Genomic DNA, 19,935 nt, shown 5'->3' with positions numbered 1-19,935 from the left:
CATGTCAGTTCCCCGTCGACTGGAGAATCTTCACCAGCGGGGCCAGGCCGAACCCGAGCAGCACACTGATCACGACCGCGCCCCCGGCGATCAGTCCCACCACGCTGCCGTCCGTCTTCCTGCAGGCGTCCAGGGCCGCCTCTGGGCCTAGCTGACGCACGTCCGGCACCGCCACGACGGTGTTCAGGCACTGCGGAAAGCTCACGTACGCGTCTGCGGGCGTCGTGTCGGTCAGCTCGGAAACGGGCACCACCTTCACGAACAGCTGGTACCCGCCGGTCTGCGTCTTCGGGCGGTACGCGCCGTTCGGGCCCTGCACGGTCGGCGCACAGGAGGCCAGACCGGCGGTCAGGGCCAGGGCGCACATCAGCGTGACGCGGGAGGTCGGGCGGCTGTGGGATCGGGTCATGGGGCGTCCTTGTCAGAGAGAGGCGGAGTCGGGCGGTCAGGGGTGGATTCCTCTGCCCTGACCGCTTTCACCAGCACCACCGGGGCGGGGCTGTCCGGGTGGGCGTGCGCGTAGGGTTCGTCGGAGACGGTGTATCCGAGCCGGTCGTAGAAGGGCAGCACGTCCAGGTTGAACTGGGACACGGCCAGCAGGACGCGCCCGTAGCCGCCCATGCGGGCGACGTGCTCGACTTCGCGCACCAGGGCGCGGCCCAGGCCAGTGCGGCGGGCGGTGGGCCGCGTGGCGAGTTTGTTCAGGGTCAGGGTCTGCTCGCCGCCCGTGGTGGAAAAATCAGGGCGGTAGCCGACGCAGCCCAGCACCTCTCCGCTCGCGACCGCCAGGAACCCGCCCGCGCCGGGGGCCAGCAGGGACCGTTCCAGGTCGGCAGGCGTGATGCGGTTCCAGCTGCTGCGGGGGTCCATCCCGGCGGCCATCATGACCGCGTGAAAGTCCGCGAGGTCGTCGGGGTTCACGGGGCGCAGCGTGGTGGGGGGCTGGGTCACAGCGTTCAGACCTGGGCGGGTTCCTGGGCTTCGGCTTTGGCTTTCACGCGGGCCTGGACGCGCATGCGCAGGGCGTTGAGTTTGATGAACGCGCCGGCGTCGTGCTGGTTGTAATCGCCGCCCGCCTCGAAGCTCACGAGGTCCTTGTCGTACAGGCTCTGGGGGGCCTTGCGACCCACGGTGACGCAGTTGCCCTTGAAGAGTTTCAGGCGGGCGGTGCCGGTGACGCTGCTGGCGACGTGGTCGAAGTACACCTGAAGCGCCTCGCGTTCCGGGGCGAACCAGAAGCCGTTGTAGACCAGTTCGGCGTACTTGGGGGCGAGCTGGTCGCGCTGGTGCAGCACCTCGCGGTCCAGGGTGAGGCTCTCGACGGCGCGGCGGGCGTGGTACAGGACGGTGCCGCCGGGCGTCTCGTACACGCCGCGTGATTTCATGCCGACGAAGCGGTTTTCCACTAGGTCGAGGCGGCCCACGCCGTGCTTCCCGCCCAGCTCATTGGCCTTGGCCAGCAGGGCGGCGGGCGACAGTTTCTCGCCGTTGATGGCGACCGGGTCACCGTTCAGGAACTCGATTTCCACGTACTCGGGTTCGTTGGGGGCGTCGGCGGGGTCCACGGTCAGTTTGAACATGTGGGCGGGCGGTTCGGCCCAGGGGTCTTCGAGGATGCCGCCCTCGTAGCTGATGTGCAGGAGGTTGGCGTCGGTGCTCCAGGGGTCTTTCTTGGTGGTGGGCACCGGGATGCCGTGCTCGTGGGCGAAGGCTTCGAGGTCGGCGCGGCCCTGGAAGGTCCAGTCGCGCCAGGGGGCGACCGTGACGATGTCGGGTTTCAGGGCGTAGGCGGTCATCTCGAAACGCACCTGGTCGTTGCCCTTGCCGGTCGCGCCGTGTGACACGGCCACCGCACCTTCCTTCCCGGCGATCTCGACCATCTTCTTGGCGATCAGGGGCCGGGCGATGCTGGTGCCCAGCAGGTAGTACCCCTCGTACAGCGCCGAGGAGCGGAACATGGGGAACACGTAGTCGCGCACGAATTCCTCGCGCAGGTCCAGCGCGTAGGCGGCCACGGCCCCGGTGTTCAGGGCCTTGACGCGGGCTTCCTCGACCTCGTCGCCCTGGCCGAGGTCGGCGGTGAAGCAGACCACGTCGTAGTTCTTCTCGGTCTGGAGCCACTTGAGGATGATGCTGGTGTCCAGGCCGCCGCTGTACGCGAGTACGATCTTGTCTTTTGCCATGGTCTGATTCTCCCCTGTTCGTGTGAAGCGTTGGTCTGGAACGTTCGGTCTGGAGCGGGCAGCGCAGACCCTCCGGGCATGAACGCGCCGCCTGTATTCCCGGAAGGGAAGCAGGCGGTCGGTCAGCGTCGGAGGGTCAGGGTCTGCATATGCATGTATGGTTATGCGATAAAACCGCATAGCTATGCAGAGAGGGTAGCAGGCGGCCGCCCGGAGGGTCAAGCCGGGTGTCCAGCCAACCCACACTGGGATGCAAAAAAGGGCCGCACGCAGCGGCCCCCGGATGCACGCGCCGATCAGCGCAGGCGATAGTTGACGCCCAGTCGCGCGCCCACCCCGAAAGTCCAGTCGCTGCCGCCGCCGGTCACGAAGATCACGCGCGGCCCGACACCGAGTTCCCCGAACAGGCTGACCTGATCGGTCACGTTGACGTTCGCGCCGCCCAGCACGCTGGGGAACACGCCCACAGCACCGGCAGAGTCCCCGCCACTGGTCGCGAACAGACCCAGCAGGCCCAGGCTGCCGCCGTAGTAGGGCTGCACCGATTCGGTCTCGGGGGCCGTGTGGCGCAGGTAGGACACGTCGCCACTGACGGTCACGAAGCCGCCCCCGTTGAAAGCGGCGGCCAGGGGCAGGCCCAGGCCGTAGCGCACAGCGTCGGTATCGTTGGTATCCCGCTGGTATTGCACGCCCAGCAGGTACGCGCCGACCTTCTCGGCGGCGCTGGCGGTGGACAGGGTGGCGAGGGTCAGGACGGACAGCAGGATCTTCTTCACGCCCCCCATCCTGACCTTCTCATGAGAGATCGGCTGCCTCATCTGCCTGCTTTCACAGCACCACTCTAGACAGCTTCGAGAAACGAATGGAGGCGAACGCCCGCTGCGGGGGTCGTTCGCCTCTCTGTTCGTTGGGGGCTCAGGGCGCGCGTGGCTGCCGGCGCACTCTGATCAGGGCAGGCGGTAGTTCAGGCCGATGCGGGCGCCGCTGCCGATGTAGACGCTGCTGTTGTTGGAACCGCCGATGGAGACGACGGGCCCGATGTTGCCTTCAACGAAGACGCTGAGGGGATCCGTGACGTTGTAGCGCAGGCCCAGCGTGCCGTGCGGGTACAGGCTGACGCCGCCGCCGTTGTTGCCCAGGGCCACGCCAGCACCCAGACCCAGGCCGTAGTAGGGGGTCAGGCCGCCCAGGGCCGAGCCAGTGCCAGTGAAGTCACCCAGGTAGTCCACGCTGCCGCCGATAGCGACATTGTTGAAGTTGAAGTTCGTGGCGTCCAAGTTCAGGCCGTAACGCATGGCGCTGCTGCCGGTCAGGTCGGTCTGGTAGTGCAGGGTCGCGCCGGAGCCGACCGAGCCACCCACGTAGCTGGCCGCGGAGGCGGAGGAAACGGCGGTGATCGCCAGGAGGCCGAGGATGGTCTTCTTCATGCCCCGAGCATAGTCAGCGGGGACGGCGTGAAGTAAGGAGGTCTTCTTTACAAAAACGCGCGGAGGCCTTCATGAGGGGTTTACGTTCCGGCGCGTGCCGGGAGTCAGGACTGGGATCTCACATGGCGTTCCAGGCGCTCCAGTGCGAGGTGAATGTCGTCGGTGGACTTGCAGAACGCCACGCGCAGCAGTCCCTGTGGCGCGGCGTGCCGGGAGTAGAAGGCCTCGCCGGGAATGACGGCCACGCCCGCCTGCTCGACTAGGGACCCGGCCGTCCAGTGGGGGTGCAGCGCGGTCAGGAAGTACGTGCCGCGCGGTTCGAACACGGTGGCCCCCAGGTCGCGCAAGCCCCCGGCCAGCAGGGCTAGGCGGGCGGCGTACCCGGCGCGCAGGGTGTCGTAGAAGCCGTCCTGGCGGGCGACGGGCAGCGCGGCCGCCACCGCCGCCTGAAGGGGCGCGGGCGAGCAGAAGGACGTGAGTTGCCGCACTCCACTCAGGCCTGTGCTGAGGCCGGGGGGCGCGGCGATCCAGCCGACTCGCCAGCCGGTCGCTTCCAGGCGTTTGCCGGCGCTGCCGACCGTGAAGGTCCGTTCCGGCGCGAGGGTCCGCAGGCTGACGGGCCGCTCTCCGAAGTACAGTTCGTCGTACACCTCGTCACTGATGATCCACAGGTCGTGCTGGCGGGCCAGGGCCACGATGGCGGCCAGTTCTTCGGGCGTGAACACCGTCCCGGTGGGGTTGAAGGGGCTATTCAGCAGCAGTGCCCGCGTGCGCGGCGTGACGGCGGCCGCCAGCGCGTTCAGGTCGAAGGACCAGCCGGACTGTGGGTCCAGCCGCATGGGGACGGTCACGGGCGCCGCGCCGGCCAGCCGCGCCTGCGGCAGGTACACGTCGAACACGGGTTCGAGCATCAGGACCTCGTCGCCCGGCCCGTACAGCGACAGGGCCAGGACGTTCAGGGCCTCGGTCGCGCCGCAGGTGACGGTGATGTCCACGCCGTCCACGCCCAGGTCGGCGCCCAGCGCGTCCCGCAGCGCGCCCAGGCCTGCCGGGGGCGTGTACTGGTCGCTGCGGCCCAGGGCGTCCCGCGCGGCGCTCAGCAGGAAGGATGGCGGCGCGCCCGGCGGGAAGCCCTGACCCAGGTTCACCGCGCCGTGCTGGGCGGCCAGTCGGCTCATGCGTGAGAAGACGCTCTCCTGCGAGGCGCGGGCCCGGTCGTGCAGCTGTGGCATGAACGCAGTCTGCACGGGCGCGGGCCGGCGCGCCGGGAGTCGTCTGATCTGCGGGCAATCTGCGTGAACGGTGGTCCGGCGGGCCGCTACAGTGGGCGGGATGCCTCCTTTCCTGCGCGGGCTGGGCCTGGGTCTGTCCCTGATCGTCGCCATCGGCCCGCAGAACGCGTTCGTGCTGCGTCAGGGGCTCGCGCGGCGCTGGGCGCTGCTGGCCGCCCTGGCCTGCGCGCTGTGCGACACGGCCCTGATCACGCTGGGCGTGCTGGGCGTGGGCGGCCTGCTGGCCCGCCACCCGGCGCTGGTGACGGCGGGCACGCTGTTGGGCGCGGCGTTCCTGACGTGGTACGGCCTGCGGTCCCTGCGCGCCGCCCTGAATCCCGGTCACGCGGGCCTGCACGCCGCGCCGGACGGGGCGGTGACCGCGCCCGCCCGCGTGATCGGCATGGCGGCGGCCTTCAGTCTGCTGAACCCCCACGCGCTGCTGGACACGGTCGTGCTGATCGGCGGGGCCAGCGCGGGCCTGAGCGGCAGCGGGCGCACGGCGTTCCTGCTGGGCACGGTCCTGGCGTCCTGGGCGTGGTTCTTCACGCTGGCCGTGGCAGGTCGCGCGCTGGCTCCGGTCATGGCCCGCCCGCAGGCATGGCGGGTGCTGGACCTGCTGATCGGCGCCACCCTCCTGTTGACGGCGGCGGGGCTGCTGACGACTGCGGGGCTGGGGCACGGACTGTAGGTCCGCCGGGCCTGCCTGCATAAGTTTGCAGACCGCCTCACGCCGCCGGGGCTCCGGGCGTGTTAGGCTCATTCTCTGGAATGCCTAAGCGTACTGATCTCCAGACCATCCTGATTCTCGGCAGCGGCCCCATTCAGATCGGGCAGGCCGCCGAGTTCGACTACTCGGGCACGCAGGCGCTCAAAGCGCTGAAGAACGAAGGGTACCGGGTGGTGCTGGTCAACAGCAACCCGGCGACCATCATGACCGACCCGGACCTCGCGGACGCCACCTACCTGGAACCGCTGACGCCGGAATTCGTGCGCCGCGTGATCGAGAAGGAACGCCCGGACGCGCTGCTGCCCACCCTGGGCGGCCAGACGGCCCTGAACCTCGCCATGGACCTGAACGCCGACGGGACGCTTGCCGAGTTCGGCGTGGAACTCATCGGCGCGAACGCTGCCGCCATCCGCAAGGGCGAGGACCGCGAGGAATTCCAGGCGGCCATGAAGAAGATCGGCGTGGAGACCGCCAAGGGCCAGATGGTCCACTCGATGGAGGAAGCCATCGAGTACCAGAAACAGATCGGGCTGCCCATCGTGATCCGCCCCAGTTTCACGCTGGGCGGCACGGGCGGCGGCATCGCGCACACCTACGAAGAGTTCCTGGCGATCACGGAAGGTGGCCTGCGCGACTCCCCCGTGACCAGCGTGCTGCTTGAAGAAAGCATCCTGGGCTGGAAGGAGTACGAGCTGGAGGTCATGCGCGACACGGCCGACACGGTCGTGATCATCACCTCCATCGAGAACTTCGACCCGATGGGCGTGCACACCGGCGACAGCATCACGGTGGCGCCCGCGCAGACCCTCAGTGACGTGGAGTACCAGCGCCTGCGCGACCAGTCCCTGGCGATCATCCGCGAGATCGGCGTGGACACGGGCGGCAGCAACATCCAGTTCGCGGTGAACCCCGTGGACGGCCGCGTGATCGTGATCGAGATGAACCCCCGCGTGAGCCGCAGCTCCGCGCTGGCGAGCAAGGCGACGGGCTTCCCCATCGCCAAGATCGCCGCGCTGCTGGCCGTCGGGTACCACCTGGACGAACTGAAGAACGACATCACCCGCATCACGCCCGCCTCCTTCGAGCCGAGCATCGATTACGTCGTCACGAAGATCCCGCGTTTCGCGTTCGAGAAGTTCCCCGGCAGCAGTGACGCGCTGGGCACGCAGATGCGCTCAGTGGGCGAGGTCATGGCGATCGGCCGCACCTTCAAGGAAAGCCTCCAGAAAGCCATGCGGAGCATCGAGTCCGACGTGCGCGGTGCATTCGCCGCCATGAGCGTGGACGAACTGCGCGGCCTGCTGTACGGCAACCCCCGCCGCCTGGAAGCCGTCATGGAACTGCTGCGCCGGGGCGAGAGCACGGGCGACCTGTTCGACGCCACCAGGATCGACCCGTGGTTCCTGAGCCAGCTCAAGGAGATCATCGACGCCGAGAGCGAACTGCTGGAACTCGGCCCGATCCGCGAGTGGAAGTACGAGATCTGGCGCGAGGTCAAACGCCTGGGCTTCAGCGACGCGCGCATCGGCGAGATCGTCGGCCTGAGCGAACTGGAGGTGCGCGCCATCCGCAAGGAAGCCCGCGCCGTGCCCGTCTACAAGACCGTGGACACCTGCGCCGCCGAGTTCGAGGCGCACACCCCCTACCACTACAGCACCTACGAGTGGGAGGACGAGGTCACGCAGACCGAGAAACCCAAGGTCGTGATCCTGGGCAGCGGCCCCAACCGCATCGGGCAGGGCGTGGAATTCGACTACGCCACCGTGCACGCCGTGTGGGCGCTTCAGGACGCCGGGTACGAGACCATCATGGTCAACTCGAACCCCGAGACGGTCAGCACCGACTACGACACCGCCGACCGCCTGTACTTCGAGCCGCTGACGTTCGAGGACGTCATGAACATCGTCGAACACGAGAAACCTGTGGGCGTGATCGTGCAACTCGGCGGGCAGACCCCGCTGAAACTCGCCCGCCGACTGGCCGAAGCCGGAGCCCCGATCATTGGGACCAGCGTGGACGCCATCGACGAGGCCGAGGACCGAGCCTCCTTCAACGCGCTGTGCGAACGCCTGGGCCTGCCGCAGCCGCTCGGTAAGGTCGCGCAGACGCCCGACCAGGCCGCCGCGCTGGCCGAAGAACTCGGCTTCCCGCTCATGGCCCGCCCCTCCTACGTCCTGGGCGGCCGCGCCATGCGTACCGTCCGCTCCATGGACGAACTCACCACGTACCTGAACGAGGTGTACGCCGCCGTCGAAGGGCAACCCAGCATCCTCCTCGACCAGTTCCTGGAAGGCGCGCTGGAACTCGACGTGGACACCCTCTGCGACGGTAACCGCGCGGTCGTCATGGGCATCATGGAACACATCGAGGCCGCCGGCATCCACTCCGGCGACAGCGCCTGCATCCTCCCCCCCGTCAACCTCAGCCCCGACCTGCTGGCCCGCGTGAAGGCCGACACCGAACGCCTCGCCCTCGCCCTGGGCGTGCGCGGCCTGATGAACGTCCAGTGGGCCGTCAAGGACAACGTGGCGTACATTCTCGAAGCGAACCCGCGCGCCAGCCGCACCGTCCCGTTCGTGAGCAAGGCCGTGAACCACCCCCTCGCCAAGAGCGCCGCCCGCATCGCCGTCGGCCACACCCTCGACCAGATCGGCCTGTTTGAGACCCCCGTCCCCGCCATGTACTCCGTGAAGGAAGTGCACCTGCCGTTCCTGAAGTTCGCGGGCGTGATCCCCACCCTCGGCCCCGAAATGAAAAGCACCGGCGAGAGCATGGGCATCGACAGCGACCCCTACCGCGCGTTCTACCGCGCCCAGATCGGCGCGAAAAGCAACGTCCCCACCACCGGCACCGCCCTGCTGCTCGGCGACGGCCTGGACGACGTCGCCGCCAGCCTGCAAGACAGCGGCCTGACCGTCATCCGCGAACAGGACGGCGACAAGCTGCCCAACCTGTTGATCGACGTGACCGGCAGCCGCCTACTACGCACCGCCCTGGAACGCGGCGTGCCCATCGTCAGCACCCGCGAAGCCGCCGAATGGACCGCCAAAGCCATCGCCGCCGCCAAGAACGACCCCCTGAACGTCAATAGCCTTCAGGAATGGGTGAACGCCTGACGTAACGCCACAAAAAAGCACACGCAGAACCTTCTACACCACAACTGACTGAGGGTTCTGTGGGTGGTTTTACGGTCAGTGAGTGCCACCCGGTCAACGATCACATAAGGTGAGCAACTACCAACCATAGGATTGTCGCCCCTATCCGTCAAACGGTACGTCAAGCCTCCGATCGTGGTTCTCCTCGTGCGCCACCTGAAGGGTCTGAGGTGAGCACCCAGTGATTATGGCGTCTGTGATTAGCGCTCGTCCGGGTGCCCGGCTTCCAGCCGGGCACCCGGGCCGTTACCATGCTGTCCATGGGCACTGGGGCGACTGAGAAGGATCTCTTCGAGATCATCCGTCATCAGTCCGAGCAGATCGACCAACTGATCGCCGAGAACAAGGCCCTCAAAGCGGAAATCGCCCGCCTGAAGAAGCGCATCGAGGAACTCGAACGGCGGGAACGCAAGTACGCCGCCCCCTTCAGTCGGGAGAAACGCACCGCCGATCCCAAGTCACCAGGACGGCGTCCTGGTGAAGGCACCTTCACGCACAAGTCTCCACCCACGCCAGAGCAGATCACGGCCACCGTGGAAGTCGACACGCCCAATACCTGTCCTCGCTGTGGATTCACGGGGCCGCTGATCTTCACCCGTCAGGACAAGGCCTGGGTCACGGAACTCGTCCCCCAGAACGCCATGCAGGTCACCGAGTACCACGTGCCCGTCATGGAGTGCCCGCAGTGTCACCACGCGGTGCGTGGTGACCATCCTGACCTGAAAGCCAATCAGGTCGGTGCCACTGCCCATCGACTCGGCCCCGTCCTGCACGCGACCCTGCAGACCCTGCATCACGAGCTGGGCCTCCCGGTCCGCCGCATCGGTCGGGTCATGGACCTCCTCGGCGGCCTCCAGATCACGCAGGGTGCGATCACGCAAGCCGCACAGCGGCTTGCGGCCGACGGCAGCGCCCTGGCTGCCCACGTCGACGCGCTGCAGACACAGATCCAACAGGCTTCGTTCGTGCATCACGACGACACCGGCTGGCGGATCGGCGCCCAGAACGCCTGGGTGGGTACGTTCCGTAGCGCGGATACCGTGCTGTTCCGCGCGAACCTGCGGCATACCAACGTGGAAGTTCGGGAAGGCCTGGGGCACAACTTCGCCGGCGTGCTGATCAGCGACCGCTTCTCCTCGTACGACAGCCGCTACCTGCAGGACGTCCGGCAGCAGAAGTGCCTGGCGCACCTGATCCGCAACGCGGATGAAGTCGCCGCTGTTCTCCAGCGGCAACCTGGGCGGGGAGAGCTGTACGGGCAACGGGTCGCGCAGGTGTTCCGGGACGGCATCCGACTGCACCGGGAAGTGACGACCGGGGTATGCACGCGAGAGGAGTATGCGCAGCAGGGTGAGGCACTCACCCTGCGCCTGAACATCCTGCTGAATCGGGCACCACTGAAGTCGAAAGCGAACGAGCGACTCCGACTGGGCATCCTGAAGCAGAGCGTGCTGGACCGGTTGTGGCGGTTCCTGAAGGACCCGGACATTCCACCGACGAACAACGCAGCGGAACGGAGTCTGCGGACAGTGGTGATGGCGAGGAAGGTCTCGCAGTGCAGCAAAAATGCGGTGGGTGCGCAGACGTACATGCGGATCAAGTCCACCGTGGAGACCGCGCGGTTGCGCGGTCAGGACCCCGTCGCGGTCCTGACTGGACTCATGCGCTGACTGGGCGCTTGCGCTTTCGACCGACCGCTAATCACAGACATTATGGCCTAGTCAGCCATACACCTGATAGAATTTTTTTGAGATTTTTCCTCAAAAATTTCGCAATAGGAGAAAATATGCTCATCCAGTTTAGCGTTGAGAATTACCGATCAATACGCGATACGGTGACGATAGATTTTGTCGCTCAAAAGTTAAAATCACACGATCCGCGGATAGATGACAGAAACGTAGCCGAATTTAATAGGATAAAGCTCCTTAAATCCATTGGCATTTATGGCGCCAACGCAAGCGGAAAGTCAAATATTATCAAAGCTTTACAATTCTTTGATAAAATGGTAACGCAATCGGCTTCAAAAATGCAGAAGGGTGATAAAATCGAGGTCGAGCCCTTCCTTTTAAACGAAGAATATTCAAAAAAGCCGAGTCTATTTGAGTTAATTTTCCTCTTAGAGGGAATTAAATACAGATATGGTTTTTTAGCAAATCAAGAGCGAATAGAAGAAGAGTGGCTATATTGGACGCCGAAATCACATGAAAGAAGAATATTCACGAGAGAGCTAGATAAGATAAAGGGCGGTGAGGATTTTTCCGAAGCCCAATCATTGCAAAAGTTTTTGAGAAGCAACGCTTTATTTCTTTCTGTCGCTGCACAATTTAATTCCAAAATTCCCACCAAGATAATCGATGCTTTCAGCTCCATGTTTTTTTTGGACGGCACTGAAATTCAATATCGTGGCCTTAGCGTGCGCATGCTCGAAAAGAGCTTCATCAGAGACGACATCCATTCGTTTCTTAAAGCGGCAGACCTTTGCATTGATAGCGTGACCCTTGGCGAGAAAGGAAAACTTTCAGATTCAGAACGCCAAGCGCTTTCCGAAAAGTCGCTTCAAGAAATGATCATTGACTCGCGACAAATTGTAAATACATGGCATCATAAATTTAATAATCAAGGCGAAATAACGGGCACAGAAAAATTTGACCTTGACACACACGAGTCCAACGGAACCAAAAAACTATTTGCCCTCTCCGCTCTTCTCATAACAACACTTAAGGTCGGTGGAGTTCTAATTATTGACGAGATTGATTCTCAACTTCATCCAATGATCACTCTCTCTATTATAAGAATGTTTAATAGCAAGGCGAGCAATCCCAAAAATGCCCAACTCCTATTCGTTACTCATGACACCAACTTGCTAGACAGCAACGTCTTAAGGCGTGATCAAATATGGTTCGCAGAGAAAGATAAAACCCAGGCAACAGAATATTACTCCCTAAGTGATTATAAGATAGACGGTAAATCCATCAGAAATGATGCATCTTTTGAGAAAAATTATATATCGGGAAAGTATGGGGCGATTCCATATCTTGGCTCTTTTGACTTCTTCGATAAGGATATAATCGATAATGAGTAGAGGCAATAAGGCCCAGAAAGCCATTGGATCTGCTCGCAAGCAGCGGAGCGAAAGAAGGACCTACTTAATAGTCTGCGAGGGAGAAAAAACAGAGCCAAATTATTTCAAGGAGATGCGCCAACACCATAGACTGTCCATAGCGATAGAGCCCGTAGGTACAGGCTATAACACAATTTCGCTTATAGATGAAGCAGAGAGACTACATACAGCGAACAATCGAATATATGAACAGGTGTGGTGCGTTTTTGATAAGGATGATTTTCCAGATCAAAATTTTACCAATGCAATACAAAAGGCCTTATCTAAAGGATTTAGAGTTGCGTGGTCAAATGAAAGTTTTGAACTTTGGTATCTACTCCATTATCGGTTCACTACGGCCCATCTACCCAGAAGCGTTGTTTACACCGAGCTATCTACTCATTTTGGGAAAAAATACGATAAAAACATAGTAGGTTTATATAAAATATTACTCCAGAACCAGAAAACAGCGATTCAGAATGCCGATAATCTTGAATCAACTCAGACCAGGGATGGAAAAACACCAGCACAGGGTAATCCATGGACTTTAGTGCACCATTTAGTCAAAGAACTTCTTGCACAAGAAATAAATTAGAGTTATTATTAAATTCTACCAATCCCTAAAAAAATTACAGATAAATATGATTGCACCTTTGGCAAGTTTGCCTTGTGCTTCTGCTGGGGCGCGGGGTGGTGGCGGGGGGCGGACTGGAGGACTCCACACCCGCCCCCTCTCCCCTCTTTACTTCTGTGCGTGGTGGTGCTACATTTTCTGGGCTCAGGCGTTGGCTTGGGGCTGTGGCGCAGCTGGGAGCGCGTCTGAATGGCATTCAGAAGGTCAGCGGTTCGATCCCGCTCAGCTCCACCAGAAACAAAGGAACCCCCTCCACACCGGAGGGGGTTTTCCTGTTGCGCCTGCCCTGGGTGGGGTTCAGTTGGCGGGGCAGCTCTTGGCGCTCTGCGCTTTGTTCAGTTCCTCGGTGCGGGCGTCGACCTTGGCGATCACGTCGCGGTTGTCCATCTCGTTGACGACCGCGCCGGGCCAGAAGAACAGGACGAACAGGACGTTCTCCTTGCTGACGCCGCTCTTGTTCTGCGCTTCGGTGCGGACGGTGGCGAGTTTGCCCAGTTCGTCCTTGATCTCGGCGCAGTTCATGTCGCTGACGGGTTTGGCGGTGGCGGCCGTGTACTTGGGCGCGCAGGAGGCCAGGGTGAGGGAGGCGATGAGGAGCAGACCGGCAGTCAGTTTCTTCATGGCTTTCACATATACCAGTCATGAGAGCGGGGCGTTGCCGCACATGCCGCTGCGGGGGGCGCGGGATTCTGGTAGCGGCGCAGGTGGTGGGCTGGGCAGGCTTTCAGCGGTAGCCGTTGCCCGCTGAAACGCGCGGGCGGCACACGGGGAGCGGTGTGGTGCGGGTGGGCCTCCCAGACGGTCTGTGTACGGCCCTGGGGCTGCCATGCAAGGCAGGAGGCCCGCGCGGTTGCGACGGGCCTCCTGTGTGGTGCGGGGGTGGGGTTCAGGCGTGGACGAGCGCGCCTTCCCAGCCGAAGACGGCGCGGTCGTCGACGGCGAGGGTTTCGTTCCCGGCCTTGATGGTGGTGGCGAGGCTCTTGATTTCGGGGAACAGTTTGGCGAAGTAGAACTTGGCGGTCTGGACTTTGGCGGTGTAGAAGCCGTCTTTGTCGTTGCCGGCTTCGATCTGCTCGTGGGCGATCTTGGCCATGCGGGCCCAGAGGTAGCCGTACACGACGTGCCCGAAGAAGCGCAGGTAGTCGACGGCGGCGGCGTTCACTTCGTCGGCTCCGCCTTCGCCCATGGCTTTCTGGCCGATGACCATGGTCAGGCTGCCGAGCTGCTGGGCGGCCTTGCCGAGCTGCGTGGCGTAGTCGCCGATGTGCTCGTCGCTTTCGTTTTCCTCGACGAATTCCTGGAGGGTGCCGGCGAGTTTCTGGAGTTTCTTGCCGCCGTCCATCAGGACCTTGCGGCCCAGCAGGTCGAGGGCCTGGATGCCGTTGGTGCCTTCGTAGATCTGGCCGATGCGGGCGTCGCGGACGAACTGCTCCATGCCCCATTCCTGGATGTAGCCGTGGCCGCCGAAGACCTGCTGGCTCTGCACGGCGATGTTGAAGCCGTTGTCGGTCATGAAGGCCTTGGCAATGGGGGTCAGCAGGGCGACGAGGTCGGCGGCTTCCTTGCGTTTGGCTTCGTCGGGGTGGTGGTGTTCCTGGTCGATGCTCAGGGCGAGCCACATGGCCATGGCGCGGCCCGCTTCGGTGTAGGCCTTGCCGGTCAGGAGCATGCGGCGCACGTCGGGGTGCACGATGATGGGGTCGGCCTGCTCGCCGGGGTTCACGCGGGGTTCGTGGCGCATCTGGGTGCGGTCCTTGGCATACACCAGGGCGTTCTGGTACGCGACTTCACCGAGACCCAGGCCCTGGAGGCCGGTGCCGAGGCGGGCGGCGTTCATCATGATGAACATGTGGCTCATGCCCTTGTTGACCTCGCCGACCAGCCAGCCCTGCGCCTGATCGAAGTTCAGGACGGCGGTGGCGTTGCCGTGGATGCCCATCTTGTGTTCCAGGCTGCCGCAGACCACGCCGTTGCGTTCGCCGACCTTGCCGTCAGCGGTGGGGATGAACTTGGGAACCAGGAACAGGCTGATGCCCTTGGTGCCTTCGGGGCTGCCTTCCAGGCGGGCCAGGACGAGGTGGACGATGTTGTCGGCCATGTCGTGCTCGCCGGCGCTGATGAAGATCTTGGTGCCGCTGATGGCGTAGCTGCCGTCGCCGTTGTCGGTGGCCTTGGTGCGGATCATGCCGAGGTCGGTGCCGGCGTGCGGTTCGGTGAGGCACATGGTGCCGGTCCATTCGCCGCTGACGATCTTGGGCAGGTACAGGTCTTTCAGGGTGTCGCTGCCGACGGCGTGCAGGGCGCTGTACGCGCCGTGGCTCAGGCCGGGGTACATGCTCCAGGCGACGTTGGCGCTGTTGAGCATCTCGACGAGCACGTTGCTGATCAGGTGGGGCATGCCCTGGCCGCCGTAGGTGGGGTCGGCGTCGAGGGCGGTCCAGCCGGCGGCGCGGTACTTGTCGTACGCGGCCTTGAAGCCGGTGGGGGTGGTCACGTCGCCGTTGTCGTGGCGGACGCAGCCTTCCTTGTCGCCGACGGCGTTCAGGGGGACCAGTTCGGTTTCCACGAAGCGGGCGGCCTCGTCGAGCACCTGGCTCATCAGGTCGGCGTCGGCGGTTTCGTTGGCGGTGTAGTAGGGGATCTTGGCGAGTTCTGCGGGGGCGTCCAGCAGTTCGTTCATCAGGAACTTGATGTCGCGCAGGGGGGCTTTGTAGGTAGGCATGTGTAGGTCCTCCTTGTGGGGTTTCGCCCGGAAGGACGCCACCCGTCACTGTTAGTTGAACCGAGTATAAATCTTCGCGGGGCGAATGTCATCCCCGTCCGCCGCCCCGCCCGGCAGGCGGTGTCCCTGCTGACTGGCCGGACAGGCACGGGCCGCCGCCTCAACTGACCCGTAACACACCCGGTGGCGGCCGGGGGGGTGCCGTCACGGCTGCGAGTAACCGCACGTTCTTTCGGGTATTGTGTGAAGAATCATGAACTATCCAAGCCTGGTCTGGCACCTCAAGCGAACGGAGCTCTTCGCCGACCTTGAACTTGCCGAACTGGAGCGAGTGGCCGCCACCACCCCCTACCGGTCCTACCAGCCCGGCGAGGTCATCTACCGCATGGACGACCCTGCCGACGCGCTGTACTTCGTTCGCAGCGGCCTCGTCAAGATCAGCAAACTCTTCCCGAACGGCAAGGAAGCCATCCTGGGCGTCATCGGTCAGCACGACACCTTCGGGGAACTGCTGCTGCAACCCGAGGAACGCCGCCCCACCCAGGCCGAGGCGCTGGAACGCACCACCCTGATCGTGCTGCCCCGCACCGAACTGCAGAAACTGCTGAACAGCAAACCCGACCTGGCCATGAAACTGATCCGCCTGATGGCCGCCCGCCTGTTCGAGGCGCAGGCCTGGACCGCCACCGTCAGCGCGTACAGCGCCCCGGAGCGCGTGGCGAGCCTGCTGTACCGACTGGCCCGCGAGTTCGGCCGCCCGCACGCGCAGGGCGTGGAACTGAACCTGAAACTGAACCAGGAAGACATTGCCCGCATGGTCGGCGCGACCCGCGAGACGGTCAGCCACAGCCTGGGCAAACTGAAACAGGACGGCGCAATCGTCCGCGCCCGCACGCCGATCATCGTGCGCCTGGACGCCCTGAAACGCTACATCGAACAGGGCAACTGAGACGGACTCCGATTGAATGGCTTGCAAAAGCCGTTGGGTCCGGGCGGACTCGCAGAGCTTCGCAGAAGAGCGAGTAGGAGAGAAACGGGTTCCGGGCGTGGAGTTGGCAAGCCGGTGCTGTGCCGGGTTGTCAACGAAACAGACGGAATCCGATGAGACGGACTCCGGTTCGCCAGTCCGCTCATCTGCGCCGCCTTCCGGGGCGGCGTTCTTTTATGCCAAGAGTTTCCACGCCTGCTGGAGTCGCGTGCCACACGACGTCATGACTGCACAGGGAAGGGGAAACATCGGTCAGCACGTCATTTTCCCCGTTGCGCTCTGGAGGAGGTTTTTGGCCGTGATGAGCCCTTCTCAGCCTGAACAGCCCGGATACGAGCATCTGCCGGTCGAAGTACGAAAAGGCGACAGGCGTCGGATGTCGTGTGGTACGGGATGCAGGGGGTCGAGACACGAAGAATGCTGTTCTGACCGATAAAAATCCACATAGGGCTATGCTCGGTGGCGTCCTGGAGGGCATCTCGTGCCGCCTGGAAACTCTTGTTTATGCTGAACCATGTCCACACCGGTCAGCCCGCCCCTCATCCGGGCCGCCACGCCCGCCGACGCCCCCGGTATCGCCGCCGTTCACGTGCAGAGCTGGCGTGAAACGTACGCGGGCCTGATGCCCGCCGACTTTCTGGACCGCATGACGGGCGCCGAGGCTCAGGCGCAGCGCGAGGCGTTCTGGGCGCAGAACATCACGGCCGGGCAGGACGTGGTGCGCGTGGCCGAGGCGGACGGAACCGTGCTGGCCTTCGCTTCGGCGGGTGAAGCGCGCGCCCATCCGGGCTTCGACTCGGAACTGTTCACGCTGTACGCCCTGCGGGCCGCGCAGGGGCACGGCACCGGCCGGGCACTCCTGCACGCCGTCGCGGCGGCCCTGCGGGAACGCGGCGCCCGCAGCATGGCCCTGTGGGTGCTGGACGTGAACCCCACCCGCGACTGGTACGCCCGGCAGGGCGGCGTGGAAGGCGGCCAGAAGCGTGAAGGCGACCTGCGCGAACTCCGCCTGGGCTGGTCAGACCTGAGCACCCTGCGCTGACCCGGCGCGTGCCACGCTGACCGTATGGCCACCCCCCTCAAGGACACCGTCACGCCCGCCGACACCCTCGACCGCCTGGACATCCGCCTGGGCCGCGTCCTGCGCGCCGAACCCGCCCCCGGCACGCCCAAACCCGCCTACCGCCTGAGCGTGGATTTCGGCCGGTACGGCGTGCGCACCAGCGTGGGCCGCTTCACCGGGCACACCCCCGAGGAACTGATCGGCATGCAGGTCCTCGGCGTCCTGAATTTCGAGGCCCGGCCCGTCGGGGACACCGTCTCGGACGTCCTGATTCTCGGCGTGCAGTTCACGGGCGCCCCCAGCGGCGACGCCACCCCCCTCACCCCTGCCCGCGAGGCGAAACTGGGCAGCAAGGTGTTCTGAAGGGGGGTGCGGGAGGCGGGCAGTGATCATCCACTCCCTACTTCCCACTGCCCCCGTTCAGCGGCGGAGTTTGCGGGCGGCTTCCTCGGGCGTGATCTCGCCGCGTTCGAGGCTGCTCAGGACCTCGGCGTGCGGGTCGGCCAGTTCCGGTTCGTAGCCGATGGCGCGCAGCAGCGTGTCGAAACGGGCGCGGACGGTGGGGTAACTGACGCCCAGCACCCGCTCGACCTCCTTGAGGTTGCCGCGCACACGGATGTACAGGCGCAGGAATTCCAGGTTGTCGGGCGTCAGGACCGCGAACTCGTTCAGTTCGAAGGTGCCGCGCACGGTCACGCCACTTGTCGGGAACCGCAGTTCCGTGACCAGGGGCGCTTCGGTTTCATCGGGGAACGGCAGGGGCAGGGGGCGCATAGATCCTCACTGTAAGGGGCGGGTGACTCCCGCCGGGTGCGGGTCATTTCAGGCTGATGCGGATCTCGTTCCCGCTGCTGTCCTCGGAGTCGATCAGCGGGCCGGGGGGCGGGTCGGCCTCGATGATCAGTTGCAGCGCCTCGATGCTCAGGCCGGCGGCTTCCAGCGCACGCACGCCGTGCGGCGGGATCAGCCTGGGCAGGTGCGCGGCCAGACTGACGGGCAGGTTCGCGCTGTACTCGTCGCCGCCCCCGCTCTCGATCTCGATGCGCAGGATGCGGGCCGAGGCGCGGGGCATGTGGGGCTCGGGGGGGACGGGCTCGTGCGGGACGGCCTGCTGCGTGATGCGGTCGACCATCTCGTCGATTCCTCCGGTGAAGCGGTCCGCGAAGCGTTCCACGAGGTCCTCCAGGCCGCGCACGCGCTGACCACCGATCACGACCTGCGGGCGGCGCGGGGGCTGGGGCGGCTGCGGGGGGTAGGGCGGACGGGGTGGCTGGGGCGGCCGGGGCGACTGCGCGGCGTTCGGGGCGTCCGGCACGCCGCGCAGCAGCATCAGCTGTTCGGCGATCTGGTCGGTGGTCAGCTCCTCGCGGTTCAGGAGGGCGGCCAGCAGTTCGCGGTCGGTGATCTGGAGGGCCAGCCGGGTGTGCAGCGCGGCCAGCAGGGGTGCGGCGTCGTCCAGGGTCAGGCGCCCGGCGCGGATCAGGTCGAGGATGCGGCGGATCTTGTCTTTCACGGGCGGCCTCCGGTCAGGGTGGTTCCGCCCAGCTGGGCGCGCAGCAGTGCGGCGCGGTGCGCCTCGGCGTGCAGGGCGGCGCGGGCCTGCTGCCGGTCGTGGGTGGCCTGCGCGTCGGGGTGCAGGGCGGCGCTCAGCAGGGCGCGCAGGCGGGCCAGGAGGTTCGGGCGGCGGCGGGCGATACCCAGCGCGGCGTGGGCGGGCAGGGCGGTCATGCGGTCACGACCTTCAGGCCGCCGGCCGTCACGCGGCAGTGCAGGTGGGCGTCACCGCCGCCGATCTGGCCGGTGTGGTAGGTGGTCAGGAACGATCCGCTGCGCTGCGTGGGAAAGTCCGCGCGGAAGGACCCCATGGTCAGTTCGGCGTTCAGGGTGACGCTGCTGCCCGCGCCGAGGTGCAGGGTGGCGTTCCCGGCGTTCACTTCCACGCGGTGGTCGCCGCTGCCCAGCACCCCGGCCCAGCGGAGGTTGCCGCCGTTCACGCCGGCGGTCAGGGCGACCGACCCGGTCAGGGTGAGGTTGCCGCCGTTGACGGTGGCGTAAGCGGGGCCGCTCATGTTGCCGCCGTTCAGGTTGCCGCCGTTGACGGTGGCGTGCAGGGCGTGGGCATCCTGCAGTTTCAGGTTGCCGCCGCTGACCTCGGCGCTCAGGTCGCCACTCAGGTCGGGCAGGGTCAGGTTGCCGCCCTCGACGCTGGCATGCACGAAATTCGGCGTGAACGGCACGGTCAGGATGGCGCGCAGCGAACCGAAATTCAGGTTCTTCTCGGGCGACTGTCGCCGGGCGACGTGCCAGCCGTCGGGGGCGTGGCTCAGCGTCAGTTGCCCTTCCTCGCTGGCGCTGAGGGTGGGGGCGGCCAGGGCCGGGTCGAGCAGGACGGTCAGGCTGTACCCGCTGACCCTGAGGGTCAGGTCACGGGCGGGGTCCGGGCCGGGGCTGGGGCCGAAGTGCCCGGGGAGTGCGGCTCCCGGGAGCGTGGCGGGGGTGGACTTGCCGAGGTCGGGAGGGGTGGGGGCGTGGTCCTCGAGCAGACCGGCGGCCTCCTCGGGGGTGAGTTTGCCTTCGGCCACCAGACGCTGCACCTGCGAACGGAAATCTTCGGACCCATGCTGTTCATCCATGTTCGTCTCCTGTACTCATATAGAAACAT

General features: G+C 64.7%; 20 protein-coding genes and 1 tRNA gene. 9 read left to right on the top strand and 12 right to left on the bottom strand.

Going from position 1 to position 19,935, the window contains the following annotated elements; translation table 11 throughout:
• Positions 1 to 4: 4 nt before the first annotated feature.
• The 6 genes from BXU09_RS06915 to BXU09_RS06890 all read right to left on the bottom strand — a co-directional run bounded on the left by BXU09_RS06915 (position 5) and on the right by BXU09_RS06890 (position 4,842).
• The gene (locus tag BXU09_RS06915) at positions 5 to 409 is read right to left on the bottom strand and encodes a hypothetical protein (RefSeq protein WP_078301407.1); all 405 of its coding nucleotides are present in this window, start codon (positions 407 to 409) and stop codon (positions 5 to 7) included.
• On the bottom strand, positions 406 to 951 hold the full coding sequence (locus BXU09_RS06910) for a GNAT family N-acetyltransferase (protein WP_240501064.1): 546 nt from the start codon (positions 949 to 951) through the stop codon (positions 406 to 408). Before BXU09_RS06910 ends, BXU09_RS06915 begins: the two co-directional genes overlap by 4 nt.
• Positions 952 to 956: 5 nt before the next feature.
• Positions 957 to 2,183, bottom strand: a complete 1,227-nt coding sequence (locus BXU09_RS06905; protein WP_078301403.1) for an argininosuccinate synthase — start codon at positions 2,181 to 2,183, stop codon at positions 957 to 959.
• Between the two features lie 296 nt (positions 2,184 to 2,479).
• The gene (locus BXU09_RS06900; protein ID WP_240501324.1) at positions 2,480 to 2,968 is read right to left on the bottom strand and encodes a hypothetical protein; all 489 of its coding nucleotides are present in this window, start codon (positions 2,966 to 2,968) and stop codon (positions 2,480 to 2,482) included.
• A 162-nt stretch (positions 2,969 to 3,130) separates the two neighbouring features.
• Positions 3,131 to 3,610 (bottom strand): hypothetical protein, encoded by a 480-nt coding sequence (locus BXU09_RS06895; RefSeq protein WP_078301402.1) that lies wholly within the window; start codon positions 3,608 to 3,610, stop codon positions 3,131 to 3,133.
• 104 nt (positions 3,611 to 3,714) lie between these two features.
• The gene (locus BXU09_RS06890; protein WP_078304820.1) at positions 3,715 to 4,842 is read right to left on the bottom strand and encodes an aminotransferase class I/II-fold pyridoxal phosphate-dependent enzyme; all 1,128 of its coding nucleotides are present in this window, start codon (positions 4,840 to 4,842) and stop codon (positions 3,715 to 3,717) included.
• Positions 4,843 to 4,942: 100 nt separating this feature from the next.
• Here BXU09_RS06890 and BXU09_RS06885 point away from each other — a divergent pair, with 100 nt between their 5' ends.
• From BXU09_RS06885 to BXU09_RS06860, 6 genes are all read left to right on the top strand, one after another.
• On the top strand, positions 4,943 to 5,572 hold the full coding sequence (locus tag BXU09_RS06885) for a LysE family transporter (protein WP_078301400.1): 630 nt from the start codon (positions 4,943 to 4,945) through the stop codon (positions 5,570 to 5,572).
• Between the two features lie 80 nt (positions 5,573 to 5,652).
• Positions 5,653 to 8,727, top strand: coding sequence for a carbamoyl-phosphate synthase large subunit (carB, locus tag BXU09_RS06880; protein ID WP_078301399.1), 3,075 nt, complete (start codon positions 5,653 to 5,655; stop codon positions 8,725 to 8,727).
• A gap of 299 nt (positions 8,728 to 9,026) precedes the next feature.
• Positions 9,027 to 10,436 carry an IS66 family transposase gene (locus tag BXU09_RS06875; protein WP_240501062.1) on the top strand — a complete coding sequence of 470 codons (1,410 nt, stop codon included), beginning with the start codon at positions 9,027 to 9,029 and terminating at the stop codon, positions 10,434 to 10,436.
• A 116-nt stretch (positions 10,437 to 10,552) separates the two neighbouring features.
• The gene (locus BXU09_RS06870) at positions 10,553 to 11,848 is read left to right on the top strand and encodes an ATP-binding protein (protein WP_078301397.1); all 1,296 of its coding nucleotides are present in this window, start codon (positions 10,553 to 10,555) and stop codon (positions 11,846 to 11,848) included.
• Positions 11,841 to 12,461, top strand: a complete 621-nt coding sequence (locus BXU09_RS06865) for an RloB family protein (protein ID WP_078301395.1) — start codon at positions 11,841 to 11,843, stop codon at positions 12,459 to 12,461. The genes BXU09_RS06870 and BXU09_RS06865 overlap by 8 nt, the downstream gene beginning before the upstream one ends.
• Positions 12,462 to 12,658: 197 nt before the next feature.
• A tRNA-Ala gene (locus BXU09_RS06860) sits at positions 12,659 to 12,734 on the top strand.
• A 63-nt stretch (positions 12,735 to 12,797) separates the two neighbouring features.
• On the opposite strand, the gene BXU09_RS06855 is transcribed toward BXU09_RS06860, so the two are convergent.
• A complete protein-coding gene (locus BXU09_RS06855) occupies positions 12,798 to 13,121 on the bottom strand; it encodes a hypothetical protein (protein WP_144012010.1) in 324 nt (107 codons plus the stop codon).
• A 265-nt stretch (positions 13,122 to 13,386) separates the two neighbouring features.
• A complete protein-coding gene (locus tag BXU09_RS06850; RefSeq protein ID WP_078301392.1) occupies positions 13,387 to 15,222 on the bottom strand; it encodes an acyl-CoA dehydrogenase C-terminal domain-containing protein in 1,836 nt (611 codons plus the stop codon).
• A gap of 253 nt (positions 15,223 to 15,475) precedes the next feature.
• Between BXU09_RS06850 and BXU09_RS06845 the strand changes: the two genes are divergently transcribed.
• The 3 genes from BXU09_RS06845 (at position 15,476) to BXU09_RS06835 (ending at position 17,636) form a co-directional block, all read left to right on the top strand.
• The gene (locus tag BXU09_RS06845) at positions 15,476 to 16,171 is read left to right on the top strand and encodes a Crp/Fnr family transcriptional regulator (RefSeq protein ID WP_055363632.1); all 696 of its coding nucleotides are present in this window, start codon (positions 15,476 to 15,478) and stop codon (positions 16,169 to 16,171) included.
• A 553-nt stretch (positions 16,172 to 16,724) separates the two neighbouring features.
• Positions 16,725 to 17,252, top strand: a complete 528-nt coding sequence (locus BXU09_RS06840) for a GNAT family N-acetyltransferase (RefSeq protein WP_078301390.1) — start codon at positions 16,725 to 16,727, stop codon at positions 17,250 to 17,252.
• A 24-nt stretch (positions 17,253 to 17,276) separates the two neighbouring features.
• Complete coding sequence (locus BXU09_RS06835) at positions 17,277 to 17,636, top strand: tRNA-binding protein (protein ID WP_078301389.1); 360 nt, start codon at positions 17,277 to 17,279, stop codon at positions 17,634 to 17,636.
• Between the two features lie 57 nt (positions 17,637 to 17,693).
• Here BXU09_RS06835 and BXU09_RS06830 read toward each other — a convergent pair whose 3' ends face one another.
• The 4 genes from BXU09_RS06830 to BXU09_RS06815 are packed head-to-tail and all read right to left on the bottom strand — an operon-like array spanning position 17,694 to position 19,906.
• The gene (locus tag BXU09_RS06830) at positions 17,694 to 18,047 is read right to left on the bottom strand and encodes a DUF2089 family protein (RefSeq protein WP_078301387.1); all 354 of its coding nucleotides are present in this window, start codon (positions 18,045 to 18,047) and stop codon (positions 17,694 to 17,696) included.
• Positions 18,048 to 18,090: 43 nt separating this feature from the next.
• Positions 18,091 to 18,786: a hypothetical protein gene (locus BXU09_RS06825; protein ID WP_078301386.1), complete on the bottom strand. Its 696-nt coding sequence runs from the start codon at positions 18,784 to 18,786 to the stop codon at positions 18,091 to 18,093.
• Complete coding sequence (locus tag BXU09_RS06820; RefSeq protein WP_078301384.1) at positions 18,783 to 19,001, bottom strand: hypothetical protein; 219 nt, start codon at positions 18,999 to 19,001, stop codon at positions 18,783 to 18,785. Before BXU09_RS06820 ends, BXU09_RS06825 begins: the two co-directional genes overlap by 4 nt.
• Complete coding sequence (locus BXU09_RS06815; protein ID WP_078301383.1) at positions 18,998 to 19,906, bottom strand: hypothetical protein; 909 nt, start codon at positions 19,904 to 19,906, stop codon at positions 18,998 to 19,000. The genes BXU09_RS06820 and BXU09_RS06815 overlap by 4 nt, the downstream gene beginning before the upstream one ends.
• Positions 19,907 to 19,935: the final 29 nt, after the last annotated feature.

Origin of the sequence: Deinococcus sp. LM3, from assembly GCF_002017875.1 — a bacterium.
Lineage (GTDB): Bacteria > Deinococcota > Deinococci > Deinococcales > Deinococcaceae > Deinococcus.
Note: the sequence above shows the minus strand (reverse complement) of the source record. Positions and strands in the feature narration are given on the sequence as shown.